17 protein-coding genes are annotated in these 17,901 nt (G+C 73.9%); 11 read left to right on the top strand and 6 right to left on the bottom strand.

The window, feature by feature from the left end:
- Positions 1-16: 16 nt before the first annotated feature.
- Entirely contained in the window at positions 17-862 is an 846-nt protein-coding gene (sigJ, locus tag ACFPL3_RS13845) for an RNA polymerase sigma factor SigJ (RefSeq protein WP_343942354.1), read from the bottom strand.
- Positions 863-1,023: 161 nt separating this feature from the next.
- Here sigJ and ACFPL3_RS13840 point away from each other — a divergent pair, with 161 nt between their 5' ends.
- Genes ACFPL3_RS13840 through ACFPL3_RS13830 form a run of 3 tightly spaced genes read left to right on the top strand, consistent with a single transcriptional unit; the run spans position 1,024 to position 3,091 of the window.
- On the top strand, positions 1,024-1,608 hold the full coding sequence (locus tag ACFPL3_RS13840) for a lipid droplet-associated protein (protein ID WP_343942327.1): 585 nt from the start codon (positions 1,024-1,026) through the stop codon (positions 1,606-1,608).
- On the top strand, positions 1,605-2,882 hold the full coding sequence (gene xseA, locus ACFPL3_RS13835; RefSeq protein WP_379589057.1) for an exodeoxyribonuclease VII large subunit: 1,278 nt from the start codon (positions 1,605-1,607) through the stop codon (positions 2,880-2,882). The genes ACFPL3_RS13840 and xseA overlap by 4 nt, the downstream gene beginning before the upstream one ends.
- A complete protein-coding gene (locus ACFPL3_RS13830; protein ID WP_343942324.1) occupies positions 2,879-3,091 on the top strand; it encodes an exodeoxyribonuclease VII small subunit in 213 nt (70 codons plus the stop codon). Before xseA ends, ACFPL3_RS13830 begins: the two co-directional genes overlap by 4 nt.
- On the opposite strand, the gene ACFPL3_RS13825 is transcribed toward ACFPL3_RS13830, so the two are convergent.
- Positions 3,061-4,281 carry an FAD-dependent monooxygenase gene (locus tag ACFPL3_RS13825; RefSeq protein ID WP_343942323.1) on the bottom strand — a complete coding sequence of 407 codons (1,221 nt, stop codon included), beginning with the start codon at positions 4,279-4,281 and terminating at the stop codon, positions 3,061-3,063. The two genes, ACFPL3_RS13830 and ACFPL3_RS13825, sit on opposite strands and share 31 nt — an antisense overlap.
- A gap of 159 nt (positions 4,282-4,440) precedes the next feature.
- On the opposite strand from ACFPL3_RS13825, the gene ACFPL3_RS13820 reads away from it, so the two are divergent.
- Together ACFPL3_RS13820 and ACFPL3_RS13815 are read left to right on the top strand one after the other, a co-directional pair.
- On the top strand, positions 4,441-5,340 hold the full coding sequence (locus ACFPL3_RS13820) for a TetR/AcrR family transcriptional regulator C-terminal domain-containing protein (protein ID WP_379589055.1): 900 nt from the start codon (positions 4,441-4,443) through the stop codon (positions 5,338-5,340).
- Between the two features lie 70 nt (positions 5,341-5,410).
- Positions 5,411-6,076 (top strand): hypothetical protein, encoded by a 666-nt coding sequence (locus tag ACFPL3_RS13815; protein WP_343942321.1) that lies wholly within the window; start codon positions 5,411-5,413, stop codon positions 6,074-6,076.
- Positions 6,077-6,080: 4 nt separating this feature from the next.
- Here ACFPL3_RS13815 and ACFPL3_RS13810 read toward each other — a convergent pair whose 3' ends face one another.
- Positions 6,081-6,668: a DUF4245 domain-containing protein gene (locus tag ACFPL3_RS13810; RefSeq protein WP_343942320.1), complete on the bottom strand. Its 588-nt coding sequence runs from the start codon at positions 6,666-6,668 to the stop codon at positions 6,081-6,083.
- Between the two features lie 163 nt (positions 6,669-6,831).
- Between ACFPL3_RS13810 and glpX the strand changes: the two genes are divergently transcribed.
- Entirely contained in the window at positions 6,832-7,908 is a 1,077-nt protein-coding gene (gene glpX / locus ACFPL3_RS13805; RefSeq protein WP_343942319.1) for a class II fructose-bisphosphatase, read from the top strand.
- A gap of 89 nt (positions 7,909-7,997) precedes the next feature.
- On the opposite strand, the gene ACFPL3_RS13800 is transcribed toward glpX, so the two are convergent.
- Positions 7,998-8,771 (bottom strand): response regulator transcription factor, encoded by a 774-nt coding sequence (locus ACFPL3_RS13800; RefSeq protein ID WP_343942318.1) that lies wholly within the window; start codon positions 8,769-8,771, stop codon positions 7,998-8,000.
- 323 nt (positions 8,772-9,094) lie between these two features.
- Here ACFPL3_RS13800 and ACFPL3_RS13795 point away from each other — a divergent pair, with 323 nt between their 5' ends.
- The 4 genes from ACFPL3_RS13795 to ACFPL3_RS13780 all read left to right on the top strand — a co-directional run bounded on the left by ACFPL3_RS13795 (position 9,095) and on the right by ACFPL3_RS13780 (position 14,343).
- A complete protein-coding gene (locus ACFPL3_RS13795) occupies positions 9,095-10,504 on the top strand; it encodes a class II fumarate hydratase (protein WP_343942317.1) in 1,410 nt (469 codons plus the stop codon).
- 387 nt (positions 10,505-10,891) lie between these two features.
- The gene (locus tag ACFPL3_RS13790) at positions 10,892-12,400 is read left to right on the top strand and encodes an ATP-dependent DNA ligase (RefSeq protein ID WP_343942353.1); all 1,509 of its coding nucleotides are present in this window, start codon (positions 10,892-10,894) and stop codon (positions 12,398-12,400) included.
- Positions 12,397-12,891 carry a hypothetical protein gene (locus tag ACFPL3_RS13785; protein WP_343942316.1) on the top strand — a complete coding sequence of 165 codons (495 nt, stop codon included), beginning with the start codon at positions 12,397-12,399 and terminating at the stop codon, positions 12,889-12,891. Before ACFPL3_RS13790 ends, ACFPL3_RS13785 begins: the two co-directional genes overlap by 4 nt.
- 12 nt (positions 12,892-12,903) lie before the next feature.
- Entirely contained in the window at positions 12,904-14,343 is a 1,440-nt protein-coding gene (locus ACFPL3_RS13780; protein WP_343942315.1) for a GuaB1 family IMP dehydrogenase-related protein, read from the top strand.
- A gap of 54 nt (positions 14,344-14,397) precedes the next feature.
- On the opposite strand, the gene ACFPL3_RS13775 is transcribed toward ACFPL3_RS13780, so the two are convergent.
- Positions 14,398-15,735 (bottom strand): PhoH family protein, encoded by a 1,338-nt coding sequence (locus ACFPL3_RS13775; protein ID WP_343942314.1) that lies wholly within the window; start codon positions 15,733-15,735, stop codon positions 14,398-14,400.
- A gap of 870 nt (positions 15,736-16,605) precedes the next feature.
- Here ACFPL3_RS13775 and ACFPL3_RS13770 point away from each other — a divergent pair.
- Positions 16,606-16,992, top strand: coding sequence for a hypothetical protein (locus tag ACFPL3_RS13770; RefSeq protein WP_343942313.1), 387 nt, complete (start codon positions 16,606-16,608; stop codon positions 16,990-16,992).
- A gap of 73 nt (positions 16,993-17,065) precedes the next feature.
- Here ACFPL3_RS13770 and ACFPL3_RS13765 read toward each other — a convergent pair whose 3' ends face one another.
- A complete protein-coding gene (locus ACFPL3_RS13765; protein WP_343942312.1) occupies positions 17,066-17,836 on the bottom strand; it encodes an isoprenyl transferase in 771 nt (256 codons plus the stop codon).
- Between the last annotated feature and the right edge of the window lie 65 nt (positions 17,837-17,901).

Below are 17,901 nucleotides of genomic sequence, written 5' to 3'. Positions count from 1 at the left end.
CCTACGGACGACTCCCTCAGCCCGTGGTCCACGGCCGGAGCTTCTCGGGGTTGCGGACCGCCCAGATGCGGGTGATCCGCCCGTCGGCCACCGCGAATGCGTAGACCGTGACGGTGACCTCGTCGACCCGGGCGACGAGGCCCGGCTGCCCGTTGACCGTGCGCTCGAGGAGCGTGAGGCCGGGGAGCCGGCCCGCGATGTCGATGCAGGCCTGCGCGACCTGCTCGCCGCCCTCGGTCGGGTGCAGCTGGGCGGTGGCGATGCCGCCGCCGTCGGCCACGGCCACGGCATCGGGGTCGAGCAGCCCGACGAGGGCGGCGATGTCCCTGGCCTCCCACGCCCGCTTGAACTCCCGGATCACCTCGGCCTGCTGGGACGCGGGCGCGGCCGTGGCACGGGACGCGCTGATGCGGTGCCGGGCCGAGGAGGCCAGCTGCCGGCACGCGGCCGGTGTGCGGCCCACGATCTCGGCCACCTCGCCGAACGGGTACCGGAACACGTCGTGCAGGACGAACGCCACCCGCTCGGCCGGGGTCATCGACTCCAGGACCACGAGGAACGCCATGCTCACCGACTCGTCGAGCGTCACCCGGTCCGCGGGGTCGTCGGCGACGTCGGGCACCGGTTCGGGGATCCACTCCCCCACGTAGCTCTCCCGCCGCTTGCGCGCGGAGCCGAGCAGGTCGAGGCAGATCCGGCCCGTCACCTTCGTCAGCCAGGCGCCCGGGGACACGATCGCGTCCCGCTCGGCGTCGGACAGCGCGTACCAGCGGGCGTAGGTCTCCTGCACGACGTCCTCGGCGTCCGACAGCGAGCCCAGCAGCCGGTAGCCGAGGTTGATCAGCTGCCGGCGCTCGCTCATGACCGCGTTCGGTCCCGGGTCGGTCACGTTCCCGCTCCCTCGCTCGTGGTGTCCCACCGGTACGACGACGCGCAGGCCCCGAGTGTCAGGCCGCCCGCCCGGATCCGGCACGCGGGAGGCCCCTGACTTGTGGAGGCGCCCGGGCAGGGGAGACTGGGGGCATGAGTCCGCTGCCACTGCCGGTCCGCGTCGCCGCCGGCCTCGTCGCGTCCGCCGTGGAACAGGCCAGGGACCTGCCCCGCATCGTCGTCGAGCTGCCCGTCACCGCGGTCAGCCAGGCCCTGCAGGCGTCCATGCGCGTGCAGCAGAAGGTCACCGAGCTGGCGATCAAGGGCGACCAGGCCCTCGGTGCCCTGCGGCCCGTCGAGGAACGACCCGCGTGGGCCACGTTCGACGACGAGGACGACGTGGTGTCCGGGAACGGGGCGCGTGCGGTCACCGAGCTGAGGCCGCACCGCACGCCGGAACCGCCCGCCGACACGGCGGTGGAGACGGCGGCGGCCACCACCGCGGCCGCTGCGGAGGGCCGCTCCGCGGAGCGCGCCGAGCCCGTGCAGGCCGACGCGGCGGGGCCGAACGTCCTGCCCGGCTACCAGGAGCTCACGATCCCGCAGCTGCGCGGGCGGCTGCGCCACCTCACCCTCGACGACCTGCGCACGCTGCTCGAGTGGGAGACCACCCACGACAACCGCGCGCCCTACGTCACGATGCTCAGCAACCGGATCACCACGGTCTCCGAGGGGTGAGCGCGCCGACCTCGCCCGAGCAGCCCTGGCCGGTGCGCACGGTGGCCCGCAAGATCGCCGAGTGGGTCGACCGGCTCGGCGCGGTGTGGGTCGAGGGCCAGCTCGCGCAGGTCACGGCCCGGGCGGGCACCGGCACCGCGTTCCTGGTGCTGCGCGACCCCGCGGCCGACGTCTCGCTGCAGCTCACGGCGCCGATCGGCCTGGTCCGCGACGGCGGCCCCGCGGTGGCGGAGGGCAACCGCGTGGTGGTGCACGGCAAGCCGTCGTTCTTCCTCGGCCGGGGCACCCTCTCGCTGCGCGTCGACGACATCCGCGCCGTCGGTATCGGCGAACTGCTCGCGCGCATCGAGCGGCTGCGGCGGCTGCTGGCCGCCGAGGGCCTGTTCGACGCCGCCCGCAAGCGCCGCCCGCCGTTCCTCCCCAGCTGCATCGGGCTGGTCACGGGGCGCGCGTCGGCCGCCGAGCACGACGTCGTCACCAATGCGCAGACCCGCTGGCCCGCCGTCCGCTTCCGGATCGAGTCCGTTGCCGTGCAGGGCGCGCTGGCCGTGCCGCAGATCGTCGACGCGCTCGGTGCGCTCGACCGCGACCCCGACGTGGACGTCATCGTCCTGGCCCGGGGCGGCGGCAGCGTCGAGGACCTGCTGCCGTTCTCCGACGAGACGCTGTGCCGCGCGGTGGCCGACTGCCGCACCCCGGTGGTCTCCGCGATCGGGCACGAGCCCGACACCCCGCTGGTCGACCACGTCGCCGACGTCCGCTGCTCGACGCCCACCGAGGCCGGCCGCAGGCTGGTGCCCGACATCGCCGAGGAGACCGCCCGGATCGCCGGCCTGCGCGACCGGGCCCGGCGGGCGCTGGCCGGGTGGGTCGACCGCGAGGAGCGGCTGCTCGCGGCGCTGCGCGGCCGCCCGGTGCTGGCCGACCCGCTGCGCGCCCTCGACACCCGCGCCGTGGACGTCGAGCGGCTGCGCGACGCGGCCCGCGCGTGCGTGGAACGCGGGCTCGAACGGCGCGCCCACGACTTCGAGCACGTCCGGGCCCGGCTGACGGCCCTCGGCCCGGCCGCCACGCTCGCGCGCGGCTACGCGGTGGTGCAGCGGGTGCCCGAGGGTGGCGCCGACCCGCTGCCGGTGCTGCGCTCGGTCGACGAGGTCGGGCCCGGGGACCGGCTGCGGATCCGGGTGGCCGACGGCGCGGTCCCCGCCACCGTCGGTGAGCCCGCGGCGGAACGGAACGGCACACGTGCGAAGAGGAAGGCCGGCGCGACATGAGTGAACGCCCCGCCGTCGACGGGCTGGGCTACGAGCAGGCCCGCGACGAGCTCGCCGAGGTGGTGCGCGCCCTGGAGGCGGGCAACCTCGGCCTCGACGAGTCCGTGGCGCTGTGGGAGCGCGGCGAGGCACTGGCCCGCCGGTGCGAGGAACAGCTGGCCGGTGCCCGCGAGCGCGTTCAGAAGGTGCTGGACGAGGCCTCCGACTGAGGTTCGTAGGCGGGCAGCTCGATCGCGTCCGCCTTGCCGAACTGCGTCGCCAGCAGGTTCCGCACCGGCCACCGGTTCATCCACCGCAGCACCGCGGTGGAGAACGCGATCGCGAGCCGTGACGACGGCACGAACCCGGCGACCCCGCCGGGCGGCAGCTCCTGCGCCTGGTCGGTGTAGGGCCGCAGCACGCGCTCGTACGCGGCAAAGGCGGCGTCGCGGTCGCCCCCGGCCCGGGCCAGCTCGCCCGCCAGCACGTAGGCGCCCACCAGCGCGGTGCTGGTGCCCAGGCCCGTGATCGGGGACGGGCACCACGCGGCGTCGCCGAGCAGCACGACGCGCCCGGCCGACCACGAACCCAGGTGCGCCTGGCCGAGCTCCTCGACCACGAGGTCGGTGCTCTCCCGCAGGTCGGCCACCACCTGGTCGGCCACCCACCCGATGCCGGTGAACGTGCGGGTGAGCAGCGCGCGCTGAGCGGCCGGGTCGCTCCGGTGCAGGCCCGACGGCGGCGTGCGGAACGCCATGAGCGCCTTCACGCGGCCGGGCACCCGGTCCGGCCGCAGCGCGAGCGTGGCGCCGGGTGCCTGGTACATCCGCATCCACCCGTCGAGCCCGTAGCGGTCGGGCACGGTGAAGAACGCCATGGCACACCCGAGCGGCCGCACGCACCGCCCCTCCGGCCCGAAGCCCAGCTCCCGCACCCCGGAGTGCAGCCCGTCCGCCCCGACCACGATCTCGAACCGGCGGGCGGGCCCGCGGCGGAACCGCACGGTGACGCCGTCCGCGTCCTGGTCGATCGCGGTGACCGCGTCGTCGTAGCGGTACTCCACGCCCTCCGCGGTGGCGTCGAGGAGCACCCGCGCGAGGTCGCCCCGCATCACCTCGATCTCCGCGACCATCCCCTCACCGCCGAAGGCGTCGGCCGCCATCCGCGCGCGGCACCGGCCGCGGGTGTCGACGTACGCGATGCCGCGCTCCTCCACGGCGACCGCGCGGACGGCAGGCAGCAGGCCCATCCGTTCGACGACGGTGCGCCCGGCTCCGCGCAGGTCCACGGTCTGCCCGCCGGGGCGCGGCGCGGGGGCCCGCTCCACCACCGTGGGCCGGTACCCGTACCGGACCAGCCAGTGGGCGAGCGCGGGACCGGCGATCCCCGCGCCGGAGATCAGAACGTCCTTCTCGTGCACCGTACAACCCCTTTCGACGTGGCAGACCGTACGGCGTACGTACGCTTCTAGCTAGGTGCTCGCTCGGCTTCAGGAAAGGGAGCACTAGTGCACTAGCATGTGTTGCCGAGACAGCCGGATCCCGCCGCACTAGTGCACACGCCCTCGGGAGGATCGAACATGACGGAGACCACATCCGCACGAATCGCCGCCGACCTGCGCGCGCGCATCGCGGCCGGCGAGTTCGGCCCCGGCGACCGCGTCCCGTCCACACGGGAGCTCACACGGCGGTGGGGGGTGGCGATGGCCACCGCCACCCGGGCCCTGTCCCTCCTGCAGGACGAGGGCGTGCTGCGCGCGGTCCGCGGCGTCGGCACCGTGGTGGCCGCGCGACCGGGCGGCGCTCGCCCCGCCCGCCGCCGCGCCGTCGCGAGCCCGGTGCGGGACGACGTCGTGCGCACCGCGATCGCGGTGGCCGACGACGAGGGCCTCGCCACGCTGTCGATGCGGCGGATCGCCGCCGAGCTCGGCATGCCGACGATGTCGCTCTACCAGCACGTGTCCGGCAAGGACGACCTCGTCACGCTCATGATCGACCGGGCGTTCGCCGAGCAGCCGCTCCCCGAGCCGGCGCCGTCGGACTGGCGCGGCGCCCTGGAGGCCACGGCCCGGCTGCAGTGGGCCGTGTTCCGGCGCCACCCCTGGGTCGCGCCCGCGATGTCGCTCACCCGGCCCCAGCTCTTGCCGAGCGCGGTGCGGCACACCGAGTGGGTGCTCGCCGCACTCGACGACCGCGGGCTCACCCCGGCCGCCTCATTCGACGTCCACGTCATGCTGTTCAGCTACGTGCGGGGCATGGCGGTGAACCTCGACGCGGAGGCGCAGGCCGAGGCGGAGAGCGGCGTCACCGCGGACGAGTGGATGGACGCGCAGGCCGGCGCGCTCGCGTCCCTCACGGAGGGCGAGGATTTCCCGCACTTCCGGCGCGTCACCGAGCTCGACTACGACCTCGACCTCGACGCCCTCTTCGAGCTCGGCCTGCGCTGCCTGCTCGACGGCCTGCGCGGCGCGCTCCCCTGACCCGCGACCCGGGACGGATCCGGGGAAATTCCTGATCACGCGGCCGTCCCGGCAGGGCACCGTCGTGGGTGTGCGTGGGAACGATCGGACGTGGCGGCACCTGGTGGTGTGGCTGCACATCGTGACGTCGGTGGGCTGGATGGCGCTGGCGCTGGCCCTCTTCGCCCTGCTCCTCCACGGCGCCACCGATCCCGGCAGCGCCCCGGCCGCCACCGAGATGGCCCACTTCGTCGACACCGTCCTGCTGGCGCCCCTGGCCAACACGTCGGCGTCCACCGGGCTGGTGCTCGCCCTCGGCACGGCGTGGGGGCTGGTGCACCAGCTGTGGGTGCTCACGAAGTTCGCGATCACGCTCGTCCAGCTCTACGCGGGGATCTTCCTGCTCTCCCGCGGGCTCGAGGCCGCCGCCTCGTCCGCCGAGGCCGGCCCCACCCTGGCCGCGGGAACCGTCGCGATGGCAGGCGCGCTCGGATTCCAGGCGTGGCTCTCGGTCGCGAAGCCCGGGTCGCGCACGCGCTGGGCGCGGGACCGGCGGACCGGGCGTCCGGTGAAGCTCCCGACGGCCCCCGCCGCGCTCTTCGCGGTGGCCGTGCTCGCCCCGCTCATCGACATCGCCGTCGGCACCGCCGTCGGCTTCCCGACCCCGCTGCTGTCGCTGCTGTCGGTGGTGGCGGCGGTGGTCGTCCGGCGGCGCGCGCTGCGGGCGCACGCGGCGCCCGTACCGGCCATCCGGTGATGGTCTACCTCGTGAGCACCTCGCCGCGCACCGCGGCCGCCGCGAGCGTGCGGAAGTCGGCCTCGCTCCCGCTCCCGGTGACCAGCATCCGCACCCCGTCGACGTCGGTGATCCAGATCGGCTCTCCGCGCTCCCCCGTGTAGGACACCCACTGCAAGCCCTCGACGTCGACCACGCCGGTGCCCTGCGTGGCGTCGCCCGCCTCGGCGCGCAGCATCGACTCCTCGCCCGCGTCGCCCTGCTGCAACCGCAGGTACCGACCCTCCGCGGTGAGGTAGCCGATGCGCACGGCCCGCCCGCCGTCGGGCAGGGACGTGCGGTCCACCGCGTTGGCACGCCACTGCGGCGGCACCGCGGGCACGCGCAGCGGGAACGTCGAGTCGGGCACGAGCCGCCCCACCTCGGCCGGGACGTCGACGGCCGGGAGCCGGGAGGCGTCGACCGTGGGGCCGGTGGGCGCGAACGTGCAGGACCGCGAGAGCCCGCCCGCCGCGAGGACCACCAGGCCGAGCACGACGAGTGCGCCGATCATGTCGCGCACGGTCAGGGCGGACCGCGGCGGCTTCGCCGGTGGGCCGGGTTCGGTGCTCACGGCTCCATCGTGCACCCCGGGCCGAACCCCCGGTCGAGCCGCTGCCGTCGTCGTGCGAATGATCTCACTGCGCATCGACCCCACCTCGGACCCCGTCGTATCTGCGAGGATCGGTGTCCACAGGCCCCGCGCCATCGCCGCCGCGGGAGGTAAGGAGGGCGAGATGACGACTTCCGAGGGCACCACCGCCCCGCGCGAGAGCCGCCGCGAGGCACCGGACCGCAACCTCGCGATGGAACTCGTCCGCGTCACCGAGGCGGCCGCGATGGCGGCGGGCCGCTGGGTGGGGCGCGGCGACAAGAACGGCGGCGACGGCGCAGCGGTCGACGCGATGCGCCAGCTGATCGGCACCGTGTCGATGCGCGGCGTCGTGGTGATCGGCGAGGGCGAGAAGGACGAGGCGCCCATGCTGTACAACGGCGAGCACGTCGGCGACGGCACGGGCCCCGAGTGCGACGTGGCGGTCGACCCGATCGACGGCACCACGCTGATGGCCAAGGGCATGCCCGGGTCCGTCGCGGTGCTCGCGGTGGCCGAACGCGGCGCGATGTTCGACCCGTCGGCCGTCTTCTACATGGAGAAGCTGGCCGTCGGCCCGGAGGCGGCCGACGTCATCGACATCACGGCACCGATCGGCGAGAACATCCGCCGGGTGGCCAAGGCCAAACACCTCGACGTCAGCGACGTCACCGTGTGCGTCCTGGACCGGCCGCGCCACGAGTCCCTCGTGAAGGAGATCCGCCGCACCGGGGCGCGCATCCAGTTCATCACCGACGGCGACGTCGCGGGCTCCATCTCCGCCGCCCGGGCCAACACCGGCATCGACCTGCTCGTCGGGATCGGCGGCACCCCGGAGGGCATCATCAGCGCGGCCGCGCTCAAGTGCATGGGCGGCGCGATCCAGGGCAGGCTGTGGCCCCGCGACGACGAGGAGCGGGAGAAGGCCATCGCAGCCGGGCACGACCTCGACCGCGTGCTCACCACCGACGAGCTCGTCCGCGGCGACAACGTCTTCTTCTGCGCCACCGGCGTCACCGACGGCGACCTGCTGCAGGGCGTGCGCTATTGGGCAGGCGGCTGCACCACGCAGTCGATCGTGATGCGCTCGAAGTCGGGCACCGTGCGGATGATCGAGGGCTCCCACCGGCTCACGAAGCTGCGCGAGTACTCCTCGGTGAACTTCGACCTCTCGGCGGAGCAGCTCGCCGAGGTCGAGCACACGCCGCCGCCGCTGCCCTAGCCCCGGAAGTTCAGGAAAGCCACATTCAGGGCCGCTGCGGCCCTGAATGTGGCTTTCCTGCCCTCGTGGGCGGGGCGGGCGGGGCCCGCCTACCGCGGCGCGATCAGGCCCAGGCGCTGGGCCCGCAGCACGGCGGCCAGCCGGTCTCCGACGCCGAGCTTGGTGTAGAGCCGTTCGAGGTGCTTGTGCACCGTCCGCTCGGTGATCAGCAACTTGCGGCCGATCGCGGCGGCGGTGAGCCCGTCGGCCAGCACGGCGAGCACGGCGAGCTCGCGGGGCGTCAGGTGGAGGCTGGTGGCCACCTCGCGAGCGGGACCGTCGACGCGCGCCGCGGTGGCGGCGACATGGCGGTCCAGCCCGCGCACCAGGCGCAGCAACGTCTCCGCGAGGCGCACCTCGCCGGGGCTGAACGGGTCGGGCCTGCCCATCACGAACGCGCGGTGGCTGTGCTGGCCGACGTGCAGGGGAAGAGCTAGCTGCGCCGGCGCGCCCCAGGGCACGGTCAGCTCCCGCCATCTCGCCTGCACCGACGCGTCCGCGAACCGCATCGGGACGTCGGCCACCTGGATGGCCCGCCAGTCGCGCGTGGCGAGGTAGTACCGCAGGATCGGGTGCATGTGCGGGGTGCAGCGCACGCCCCAGTGGTCGACCTCGGTGCGGTGGCCGAAGAACTGCTCGTCGGGCGGCCACAGCCGCTGCACCACCCCGTGCTGGGGGTCGCGGTGGTGGTAGGCCACGGCGAGCAGGCCGAACGTGGTGTGGAGCTGCTCGGCGATCCGCTCCTCGGGCAGCTCCGTGAGCGGAGCGGCCAGCAGCTCCGCAACGAGGTCCAGCCACTCCCGCTCGCGGGTCGTGCCGTCCATGGTGGTGGCCTCGCCGCGGGGGTTCGGCGGCGTTAGCGCGCCACGGCCTCGCTCACCCGGCCGGAAGGCCCGGTTCCCACGGTCAGCGGACACCAGCACCGCGGCGCCGCCCGACCGCAGCAGGGCTGGGCAGCACGTCCGGCGGGAACGTCACCGTCCTGCCGGTCCTCGGGGTCCGGTCGCGCACGCGGCTCGGGGCGGGGCTTCCGCACACGGAGATGGTGCTGCGTCGAAGCGGTCCCGGGGATACGTAGACCTGCGTACCGCGTGGGCGCCGCCACCTCCGGGTGCGTGCGGGCGGGCCCGAGGAGAACACTGGACGCATGGCATCCGACGACCGGTTCCGGATCGAGCACGACACGATGGGCGAGGTCCAGGTGCCCGTCGACGCGCTGTGGCGCGCACAGACCCAGCGCGCCGTCGAGAACTTCCCGATCTCCGGGCGCGGCCTGGAGCGCGCCCAGATCCGGGCGCTGGGCCTCGTCAAGGGCGCCGCCGCGCGGGTGAACAAGAAGATCGGGGTGCTCGCGCCCGAGCTCGCCGACGCGATCGCCGCCGCTGCCGACGAGGTGGCCGCGGGTCGTCACGACGACCACTTCCCCGTCGACGTGTTCCAGACCGGGTCGGGCACAAGCTCCAACATGAACGCCAACGAGGTGATCGCCTCGGTCGCCGGTCGCGCCGGGCTCGACGTGCACCCGAACGACCACGTCAACGCCTCGCAGTCGTCGAACGACGTCTTCCCGACCACGATCCACCTCGCCGCCACCGAGGCGTTGCTGCGCGACGTCGTCCCCGCGCTCGAGCACCTCGCCGCGGCGCTGCGGCGCCGGTCGGAGGACTGGGCCGAGGTCGTCAAGGCCGGTCGCACGCACCTGATGGACGCCGTGCCGATCACGCTCGGCCAGGAGGCGGGCGGCTGGGCCTCGCAGATGGAGTACGGTGCCGACCGCGTCCGCGACGCGCTGCCCCGCCTCGCCCAGCTCCCGATCGGCGGCACCGCGGTCGGCACCGGACTCAACGCGCCCGAGGGGTTCGCGGCGGGGGTGGTCGAGGAGCTGCGCACCGCCACCAGGCTCGACCAGCTCAGCGAGGCCAAGGACCACATCGAGGCCCAGGGCGCGCGCGACGGGCTCGTGGAGGCCTCCGGCGCGCTGCGCACCGTGGCCGTGTCCCTGTACAAGGTGGCCAACGACATCCGCTGGCTCGGATCGGGCCCGCGCACCGGCCTCGCCGAGCTGCGCCTGCCGGACCTGCAGCCCGGCAGCTCGATCATGCCGGGCAAGGTCAACCCGGTGATCTGCGAGGCCGCGATGATGGTGGCCGCCCAGGTGATCGGCAACGACACCACCGTCGCGTTCGCAGGCACCCAGGGCAACCTCGAGCTCAACGTGATGATGCCGGTGATGGCGCGCAACCTCCTCGAGTCGGCCCGGCTGCTCGCCTCCGCGGCCCGGGTGCTCGCGGACAAGGTCGTCGACGGCGCCGAGGCCGACGTGGAGCGCACCCGCGAGTACGCCGAGTCGTCCCCGTCGATCGTCACCCCGCTCAACCGCTACCTCGGCTACGAGGAGGCGGCCTCGATCGCGAAGCAGTCCCTCGCGGAGCGCAAGACTATCCGCGAGGTCGTGATCGAACGCGGCCACGTCGAGAGCGGCACGCTCACCCTCGAGCAGCTCGACGCCGCCCTCGACGTGCTGGCGATGGCCCGGGGCGGCCGGTCCACCGGATAACCCACGCCCGCTGCTCCGAACAGGGGAAACGCCGGTCGCGGGAAGGCGGCCGGCATCCTGTGGGACGACGTGCCCGCGGAGGCCGTCCGGCAGGTGCTCGCCGGCCACCCGCAGGCCGGAACCGTGGTGCTGCTCGACGACGCGGGCGCCTGCACCGGCATCGTCCGCGTCACCGACCTGCTGCAGGAGGCGGCGCCGGCCGCCTGCACCGCCGGCCCGGCGAACTCCGGCGCCGGAACGGGGGTTTCCGCCACCGAGACGGGAGACTCGCCCCCCAAAGTCAGCGAGTCTCCCGTCTCGCGGCGTGAGTCCCCCGTCTCGGCGGGCGAGTCCCCCGATCGTCGGCTGTGTCCGCGCGGTGTCGGTGCGCGCTGCCAGGATGGGGACGTGCTGCTCGCCGACGTCGTCGCCACGTCCGCCGCGGTCGGGGCCACTCGCGCCCGCACGGCGAAGACGGCCGCCCTGGCCGCGCTGCTGCGCCGTGCCGACGATGCCGAGATCGAGCCCGCCACCGCGTGGCTGGCCGGGGAGCCGCGGCAGAACCGGCTGGGCACGGGCTGGCGCACCCTCTCCGGCATCGACGCCGCGCCGGCGGATCAGCCGACGTTGGAGGTCGCCGCGGTCGAGCGCACGCTCGACGAGCTCGCCGCCACCACAGGTCCCGGGTCCACGGCCCGCCGGGCCGCCGTGCTCGGCGAGCTGTTCGGCGCCGCCACCGCCGACGAGCAGGCATTCCTGAAGAGGCTGCTCACCGGCGAGCTGCGCCAGGGCGCGCTCGAGGGCGTCATGCTGGAGGCCATCGCCGCGGCGGCGGAGGTCCCGGCGGCGGTCGTGCGCCGGGCGTTCATGCTGTCCGGGCAGCTCCCGGCCACGGCCCGGCTCGCGCTCACCGCGGGCGTCGCCGGGCTCGAGGCCGTCCGGCTGCAGGTCGGCACGCCGGTCCGGCCGATGCTCGCCTCCCCCGCCGACACGCTCGACACCGCGCTGGCCGAGCTGGCGCCGGAGGCGAGCGTGGAGTTCAAGCTCGACGGGGCACGCATCCAGGTCCACCGCGACGGCCCCGAGGTGCGGGTGTGGACGCGCACGCTGCGGGAGATCACGGGGAGCGTGCCCGAGCTGGTCGAGCTGGTGCGCGGCCTGCCCTGCCGCACGGTGGTGCTCGGCGGCGAGACGCTCGCGCTGCGCGACGACGGCAGGCCGCGGCCGTTCCAGGACACGATGAGCCGCTTCGGTGCGGCCGCGGGCGAGCTGCTTCTGCAGCCGTTCTTCTTCGACTGCCTCCACCTCGACGGCACCGACCTGCTCGACGAGCCGCTGCACGTCCGGCTCGACGCCCTGGAGCGGGCGGCACCGGGCCACCGGATGCCGGGTGCGGTGCGGCCCACCCCGGAGGAGGCGGCCGAACTGCTCGAACGGGCGCTCGACGCGGGCCACGAGGGCGTCATGGTCAAGTCGCTCTCCGCGCCGTACGCCGCGGGCAGGCGGGGCCGGGCGTGGCAGAAGGTCAAGCCGGTCCACACGCTCGACCTGGTGGTGCTCGGCGCCGAGTGGGGCTACGGCAGGCGCACCGGGTCGCTGTCCAACATCCACCTCGGGGCGCGCGACCCCGACGGCGGCGAGCCGATCATGGTGGGGAAGACGTTCAAGGGCATGACCGACGAGCTGCTCGCCTGGCAGACGGCCACGTTCCCGGGCCTCGCCCGCGAAGAACGCGATCACGCGGTGCTGCTGCGCCCGGAACTGGTGGTCGAGATCGAGCTCGACGGCGTGCAGCGCAGCCCGCGCTACCCCGGCGGCGTGGCGCTTCGGTTCGCCCGGGTGCTGCGCTACCGCCCCGACAAGTCGCCCGCGGAGGCCGACACGATCGACGCCGTGCGGGCGCTGCTGCGCGAATGACGCTCCTCTGGTCGTTCCAGCCGCTCTCCCGGGTGGCGGTGCTGCGCGAGGCGGGCGAGCTGGTGGGCTCGTGGGAACACGTGCCGCCCAGCCCGGGCGGGGTGATCCGCGGGGCGTACGAGGAGATGGTGGCGGCCATGGCGCGGGCGGGCGTGCCCACGCAGGGGCGGCCGCCGGTGTGGGCGTGGGGCGGCGGCCGCGGCGTCACCGTCGAGGATGCGCACATGCTGGTGGGCGATCCCCCTTCCGTCGACCACGCCACCGTCGAGTTCGACGCTCCCGACGGGCTGCTGCTCGCCACCGACTACGGGGCGTGGAACGACTACCTGGCCGCGCTGTTCGACCGCTCCGGGCCGGTAGCACGCACGTGGGACGTCCCCACTGCCGTCGCCGACCACCTCGTGCAGGTGTGCCTGCCGGTCCTGCGCCTCGAGTGGGTGCGCGCGATCCGGCCGCTGCCGCGGTCTCCGCACGGGAGCGCGGGCGCGTAGACTCATCTATTCGTGCGCTTCCTCGACGGGCAAGAGCCGAACCACGACCTCACCTACGACGACGTCTTCCTCGTCCCGGGCCGGTCGTCGGTGGCCTCGCGGTACGACGTCGATCTCACCACCGCCGACGGATCCGGTGCCACGGTCCCGGTGATCGCCGCGAACATGACCGCGGTCGCCGGCCGCCGCATGGCCGAGACGCTCGCCCGCCGCGGCGGCCTCACCGTGCTCCCCCAGGACGTCGCGCCGGAGGCGGTGGCGGAGATCGTCGCGTGGATCAAGTCCCGGCACCCGGTGTGGGACACCCCGCTCGTGCTCACGCGCTCCGACGCCGTGGCCGACGCGCTGAACCTGCTGCCGAAGCGCGCCCACGGCGCGGTGGTGGTGGTGGACGAGGCCGGCCGCCCGGTCGGCACGGTCGACGAGGCCGCGTGCACGGGCGTCGACCGCTTCACCCGGCTCGGCGATGTGCTCGACCCCGGCCCGCTCACGCTCCCCCTGGACACGCCTCCCGGCGAGGTCTTCGAGGCGCTCGGCGGCCGCCGCGTGGCCCTCGGCCTGGACGCAGACGGCCGGCTCGCCGGCCTGCTCACCGGGCTCGGTGCGCTGCGCGCCGAGCTCTACCGCCCCACCCTCGACGGCGCGGGCCGGTTGCGCACCGCGGCCGCGGTGGGGATCAACGGCGACGTCGGCGTCAAGGCGAAGGCCCTGCTGGACGCCGGCGTGGACGTGCTCGTGGTCGACACCGCGCACGGCCACCAGGACAAGATGCTCGACGCGCTGCGGGCCGTCCGCAAGGCCGTGTCCGAGGCCGACCGGGACGTGCCGGTGGCGGCGGGAAACGTCGTCACCGCGGAGGGTGTCCGCGACCTCGCGGCAGCGGGCGCCGACATCATCAAGGTCGGCGTGGGCCCCGGCGCGATGTGCACCACGCGGATGATGACCGGCGTCGGGCGCCCGCAGTTCTCCGCGGTGCTGGAGTGCGCGGCCGCGGGCCGCGACCTCGGCGTGCGGATCTGGGCCGACGGCGGTGTGCGCCACCCGCGCGACGTCGCGCTCGCGCTCGCGGCGGGCGCGTCGGCCGTGATGATCGGCTCCTGGCTGGCGGGCACCTACGAGTCGCCCGGCGACCTGCTGCGCGACGAGAACGGCCGCCCGTACAAGGAGTCGTTCGGGATGGCGTCCAAGCGGGCGGTGAGCGCCCGCACCCGCGAGGAGAGCGCGTTCGACCGGGCCCGGAAGGCGCTGTTCGAGGAGGGCATCTCCAGCTCGAAGCAGCTGCTCGACCCCATCCGTCCCGGGGTGGAGGACGTGCTCGACGAGATCTGCTCCGGCGTCCGCTCGGCGTGCACGTACACCGGCGCGCGGAGCCTCGACGAGCTGCACGAGCGCGCGGTGATCGGCGTGCAGACCACGGCCGGCTTCACGGAGGGCACGCCGCACGGCCTCTGACGAGCCGTGAGTGGATACGAGTGCTGGAGCACCCGTATCCACTCACGACCGGCGTCAGGCGGCCGGGCCCTCCAGCATCTCCGTCACCAACGCCGCGATCGGGCTGCGCTCCGAGCGCGTGAGCGTCACGTGGGCGAAGAGCGGGTGGCCCTTCAACTTCTCGATCACCGCCGCGATGCCGTCGTGCCGCCCCACGCGGAGGTTGTCGCGCTGCGCCACGTCGTGGGTGAGCACCACCCGGGACGCGGTGCCCAGCCGCGACAGCACCGTGAGCAGCACGTTGCGCTCCAGCGACTGCGCCTCGTCGACGATGACGAACGCGTCGTGCAGCGACCGGCCGCGGATGTGGGTGAGCGGGAGCACCTCGAGCATCCCGCGTGCGATGACCTCCTCGAGCACGTTCTGGCTGACCAGCGCACCGAGGGTGTCGAAGACGGCCTGCGCCCAGGGCGCCATCTTCTCGCTCTCGCTGCCCGGCAGGTAGCCCAGCTCCTGCCCGCCGACGGCGTAGAGCGGCCGGAAGACGACGACCTTGCGGTGCTGCTGGCGCTCCATCACCGCCTCCAGGCCCGCGCACAGGGCGAGCGCCGACTTGCCGGTGCCGGCCCGGCCGCCGAGCGAGACGATGCCGACCTCGGGGTCGAGGAGCAGGTCGAGCGCCACGCGCTGCTCCGCGGAGCGCCCGTGCAGCCCGAAGGCCTCCCGGTCGCCGCGCACGAGCCGCACGCGCTTGTCCGCACCGACCCGCCCGAGCGCCGCCGACGCGCCGCCGATGAGCCGCAGCCCGGTGTTGGGGGGCAGCTCGCGGGCGGCGTCGTGGTCGATCACGCCGTCGCGGAAGAGCGCGTCCACGTCCTCGCTGGTGACCTCCAGATCTGCCATCCCGGTCCACCCCGAGGGCACCACGTCGAGGGCGTGGTACTCGTCGGCCTGCAACCCGACGGCGGCCGCCTTGACGCGCAACGGCATGTCCTTGCTGACCAGCACGACCTCACCGCGGCCCTCGAGCTTGCGCTCGGCGGCCAGGTTGAGGGCGCACGCCAGGATCCGGCTGTCGTTGGAGTCGGTGCGGAATCCCGCGGGCAGCACCTCCGGGTCGCTGTGGTTGAGCTCGACGTGCAGGGTTCCGCCTCCGGTGCCGATCGGCACCGGTGAGTCCAGGCGGCCGTGTTCGATGCGCAGCTCGTCGAGCGTGCGCAACGCCGTGCGGGCGAACCACCCCAGTTCGGGGTGGTGCCGCTTGCCCTCGAGTTCGGAGATCACCACGAGCGGCAGGACGACCTCGTGTTCGTCGAACCGGGTCAGCGACCAGGGGTCCGACAGCAGCACCGAGGTGTCGAGCACGTAGCAGCGGGTGGTGGGCGAAGCGGGGGCATTACGACGGTCGGTCACGGAGGCTCCTCGCTAGCGCTCGCTTCGGCCGCCACCGGTGCCCGGGGTCCCAGCGCGCTGAACCCGGGCGTGCGACCGACGAGTGCTCCCTGGTGGACACGGCACCGCGTCCACGTCACCGGTGGGCCGGTCGGCCCTGGCTCGGACGCTGCCGACGACGTGGAGCTCGCCGCCGAACACGCCCACGAGGGCCGGGTGCCGGCCCCCTCTGGTGCAAGTGCCACCACGACCAGGGCCTCCCCAGCGGTCCGCATCGGGTACGGGCCGCCGCCCTGAACGCTACCGGCGGTCACCCGGGTGCGGTCAACAGCAACTCAGTGTTCTCCTTCGTCAGCGAACCGAGAATTAACAGAACGGACTACCGCTCATCGCTCCACAGACACCGCCCGTCGCGCCTGTTGTGGGCGGTCTGACCCGTTCGGCCGCGCCCGGCGACCCCGCCCGGCGCACGGAGTGGGGCCGCACCGGGTGTCTGCGCGTGCGCCGGACGCCGGACACGCGCAACCCGCACCGCAAGATGCGGCGCACGACGCCGGAATGGCGTCACGGAGCCGCGAACACGCTGCGTCTCCGACAAAAAGGATACGCGCGCATCCGAGTGATTCAGGATCACGGATCGTGGCGATCACGTGCGTTCGGGCAGTCGGCACCAGTGCGCAGCACCCCCGAAAGAGGGCGTAACCAAACGCAGAGTACCCGACTCACACGATAGTGGTAGGCAGTTTGTTTTCGCCAGGTGCAGCCCACTAACTTTTTCCTCAGTCAGCGAGGGCTCCCCGGTCATAAACGCTGACTCTGAATGGGATCGGCTCCGGTCGACTCCGGACACTCAACAGGAGATGAACTGTGCTGAAGAAGGCTGGAATTGTCGTGGCTGCGGCCGCTGCCGGTCTGCTCGCGGTGAGCCCGCTCGCCTTCGCTGGCGACAAGGACGACCACGACCACCACGGGCACGGCAGCAAGACCAAGGTCGAGGACGTCAACAGCATTGACGGGTCGAACGAGGGCCTGATCAACGTGGCCGGCAACAACATCGCCGTCCCGGTCAACGTCTGCGACAACCAGGTGCCGGTGAACGTCCTGGGTGTCCAGGTGCCGCTGAACGACACCTCCGTGCTCGCCGACCTGACCGGTGCGCTCGGCCTCGGCCTGCTGGGCGAGAACGACACGGACGCCGACTCCGACGGCGACAACACGATCGACGACTCCTGCAAGGCGGCCGCCGAGTCGGGCGACAGCGCCGAGATCGACGACTGATCTCAGGATTTCGCGCCGAACGGCGCCGGACCTCCGGGTCCGGCGCCGTTTTGGTGTGCCGGGATCGGGCGGATCAGGAACCGAAGCGGCGGTGCCGGGCGGCGTAGTCGCGCAGCGCCCGCAGGAAGTCGACGCGGCGGAACTCCGGCCAGTAGGCCTCGCAGAACCAGAACTCGGAGTGCGCCGACTGCCAGAGCAGGAATCCGGAGAGCCGCTGCTCCCCCGAAGTGCGGATGACCAGATCCGGGTCGGGTTGGCCGGACGTGTACAGGTGCGCCGCGATGTGGTCGACGTCGAGCACCTCGGCGAGCTCCTCGATCGAGGTGCCCGACTCCGCGTGCTGCAGCAGCAGCTTGCGCACCGCGTCGGCGATCTCCTGCCGGCCGCCGTAGCCGATCGCGACGTTGAGCTCGAGGCCCGGCCGCCCGCGGGTGCGCGCCGCCGCGGCGGAGAGCTTCTCGGACATGTCGCCCGGCAGCAGCTCGAGCGCACCCACCACCCGCAGCCGCCAGCGGGCGGCGGGCCCGGACAGCTCGTCGACGACGTCGGTGATGATCTTCAGGAGCGGTTCGAGCTCCTCCGCCGGGCGCTTGAGGTTGTCGGTGGACAGCAGCCACAGCGTGACGACCTCGACGCCCGCCTCCTCGCACCACTCGAGGAGGTCGGCGATCCGCGCGGCGCCCGCCCGGTGCCCGTCGTTGACGTCGACGAAGCCGGCGTCGCGGGCCCAGCGCCGGTTGCCGTCGAGCATCACCGCCACGTGCCGGGGCCGGGCGGCCGCACCGGCCAGCTCTCGGCTCAGCTTTCGCTCGTACACCGAGTACAGCAGGTCGCGTACGCCCACGGCCGAACAGCGTACGCCCGGCCGGTTCGCCGCTCCGCGCACCCGGTCGTGCGTTCACGCACACG

Origin of the sequence: Pseudonocardia zijingensis, from assembly GCF_042657305.1 — a bacterium.
GTDB lineage: Bacteria > Actinomycetota > Actinomycetes > Mycobacteriales > Pseudonocardiaceae > Pseudonocardia > Pseudonocardia zijingensis.
The sequence above is the reverse complement of the archived record's forward strand: the minus strand, read 5'-3'. Positions and strand labels throughout refer to the sequence as shown.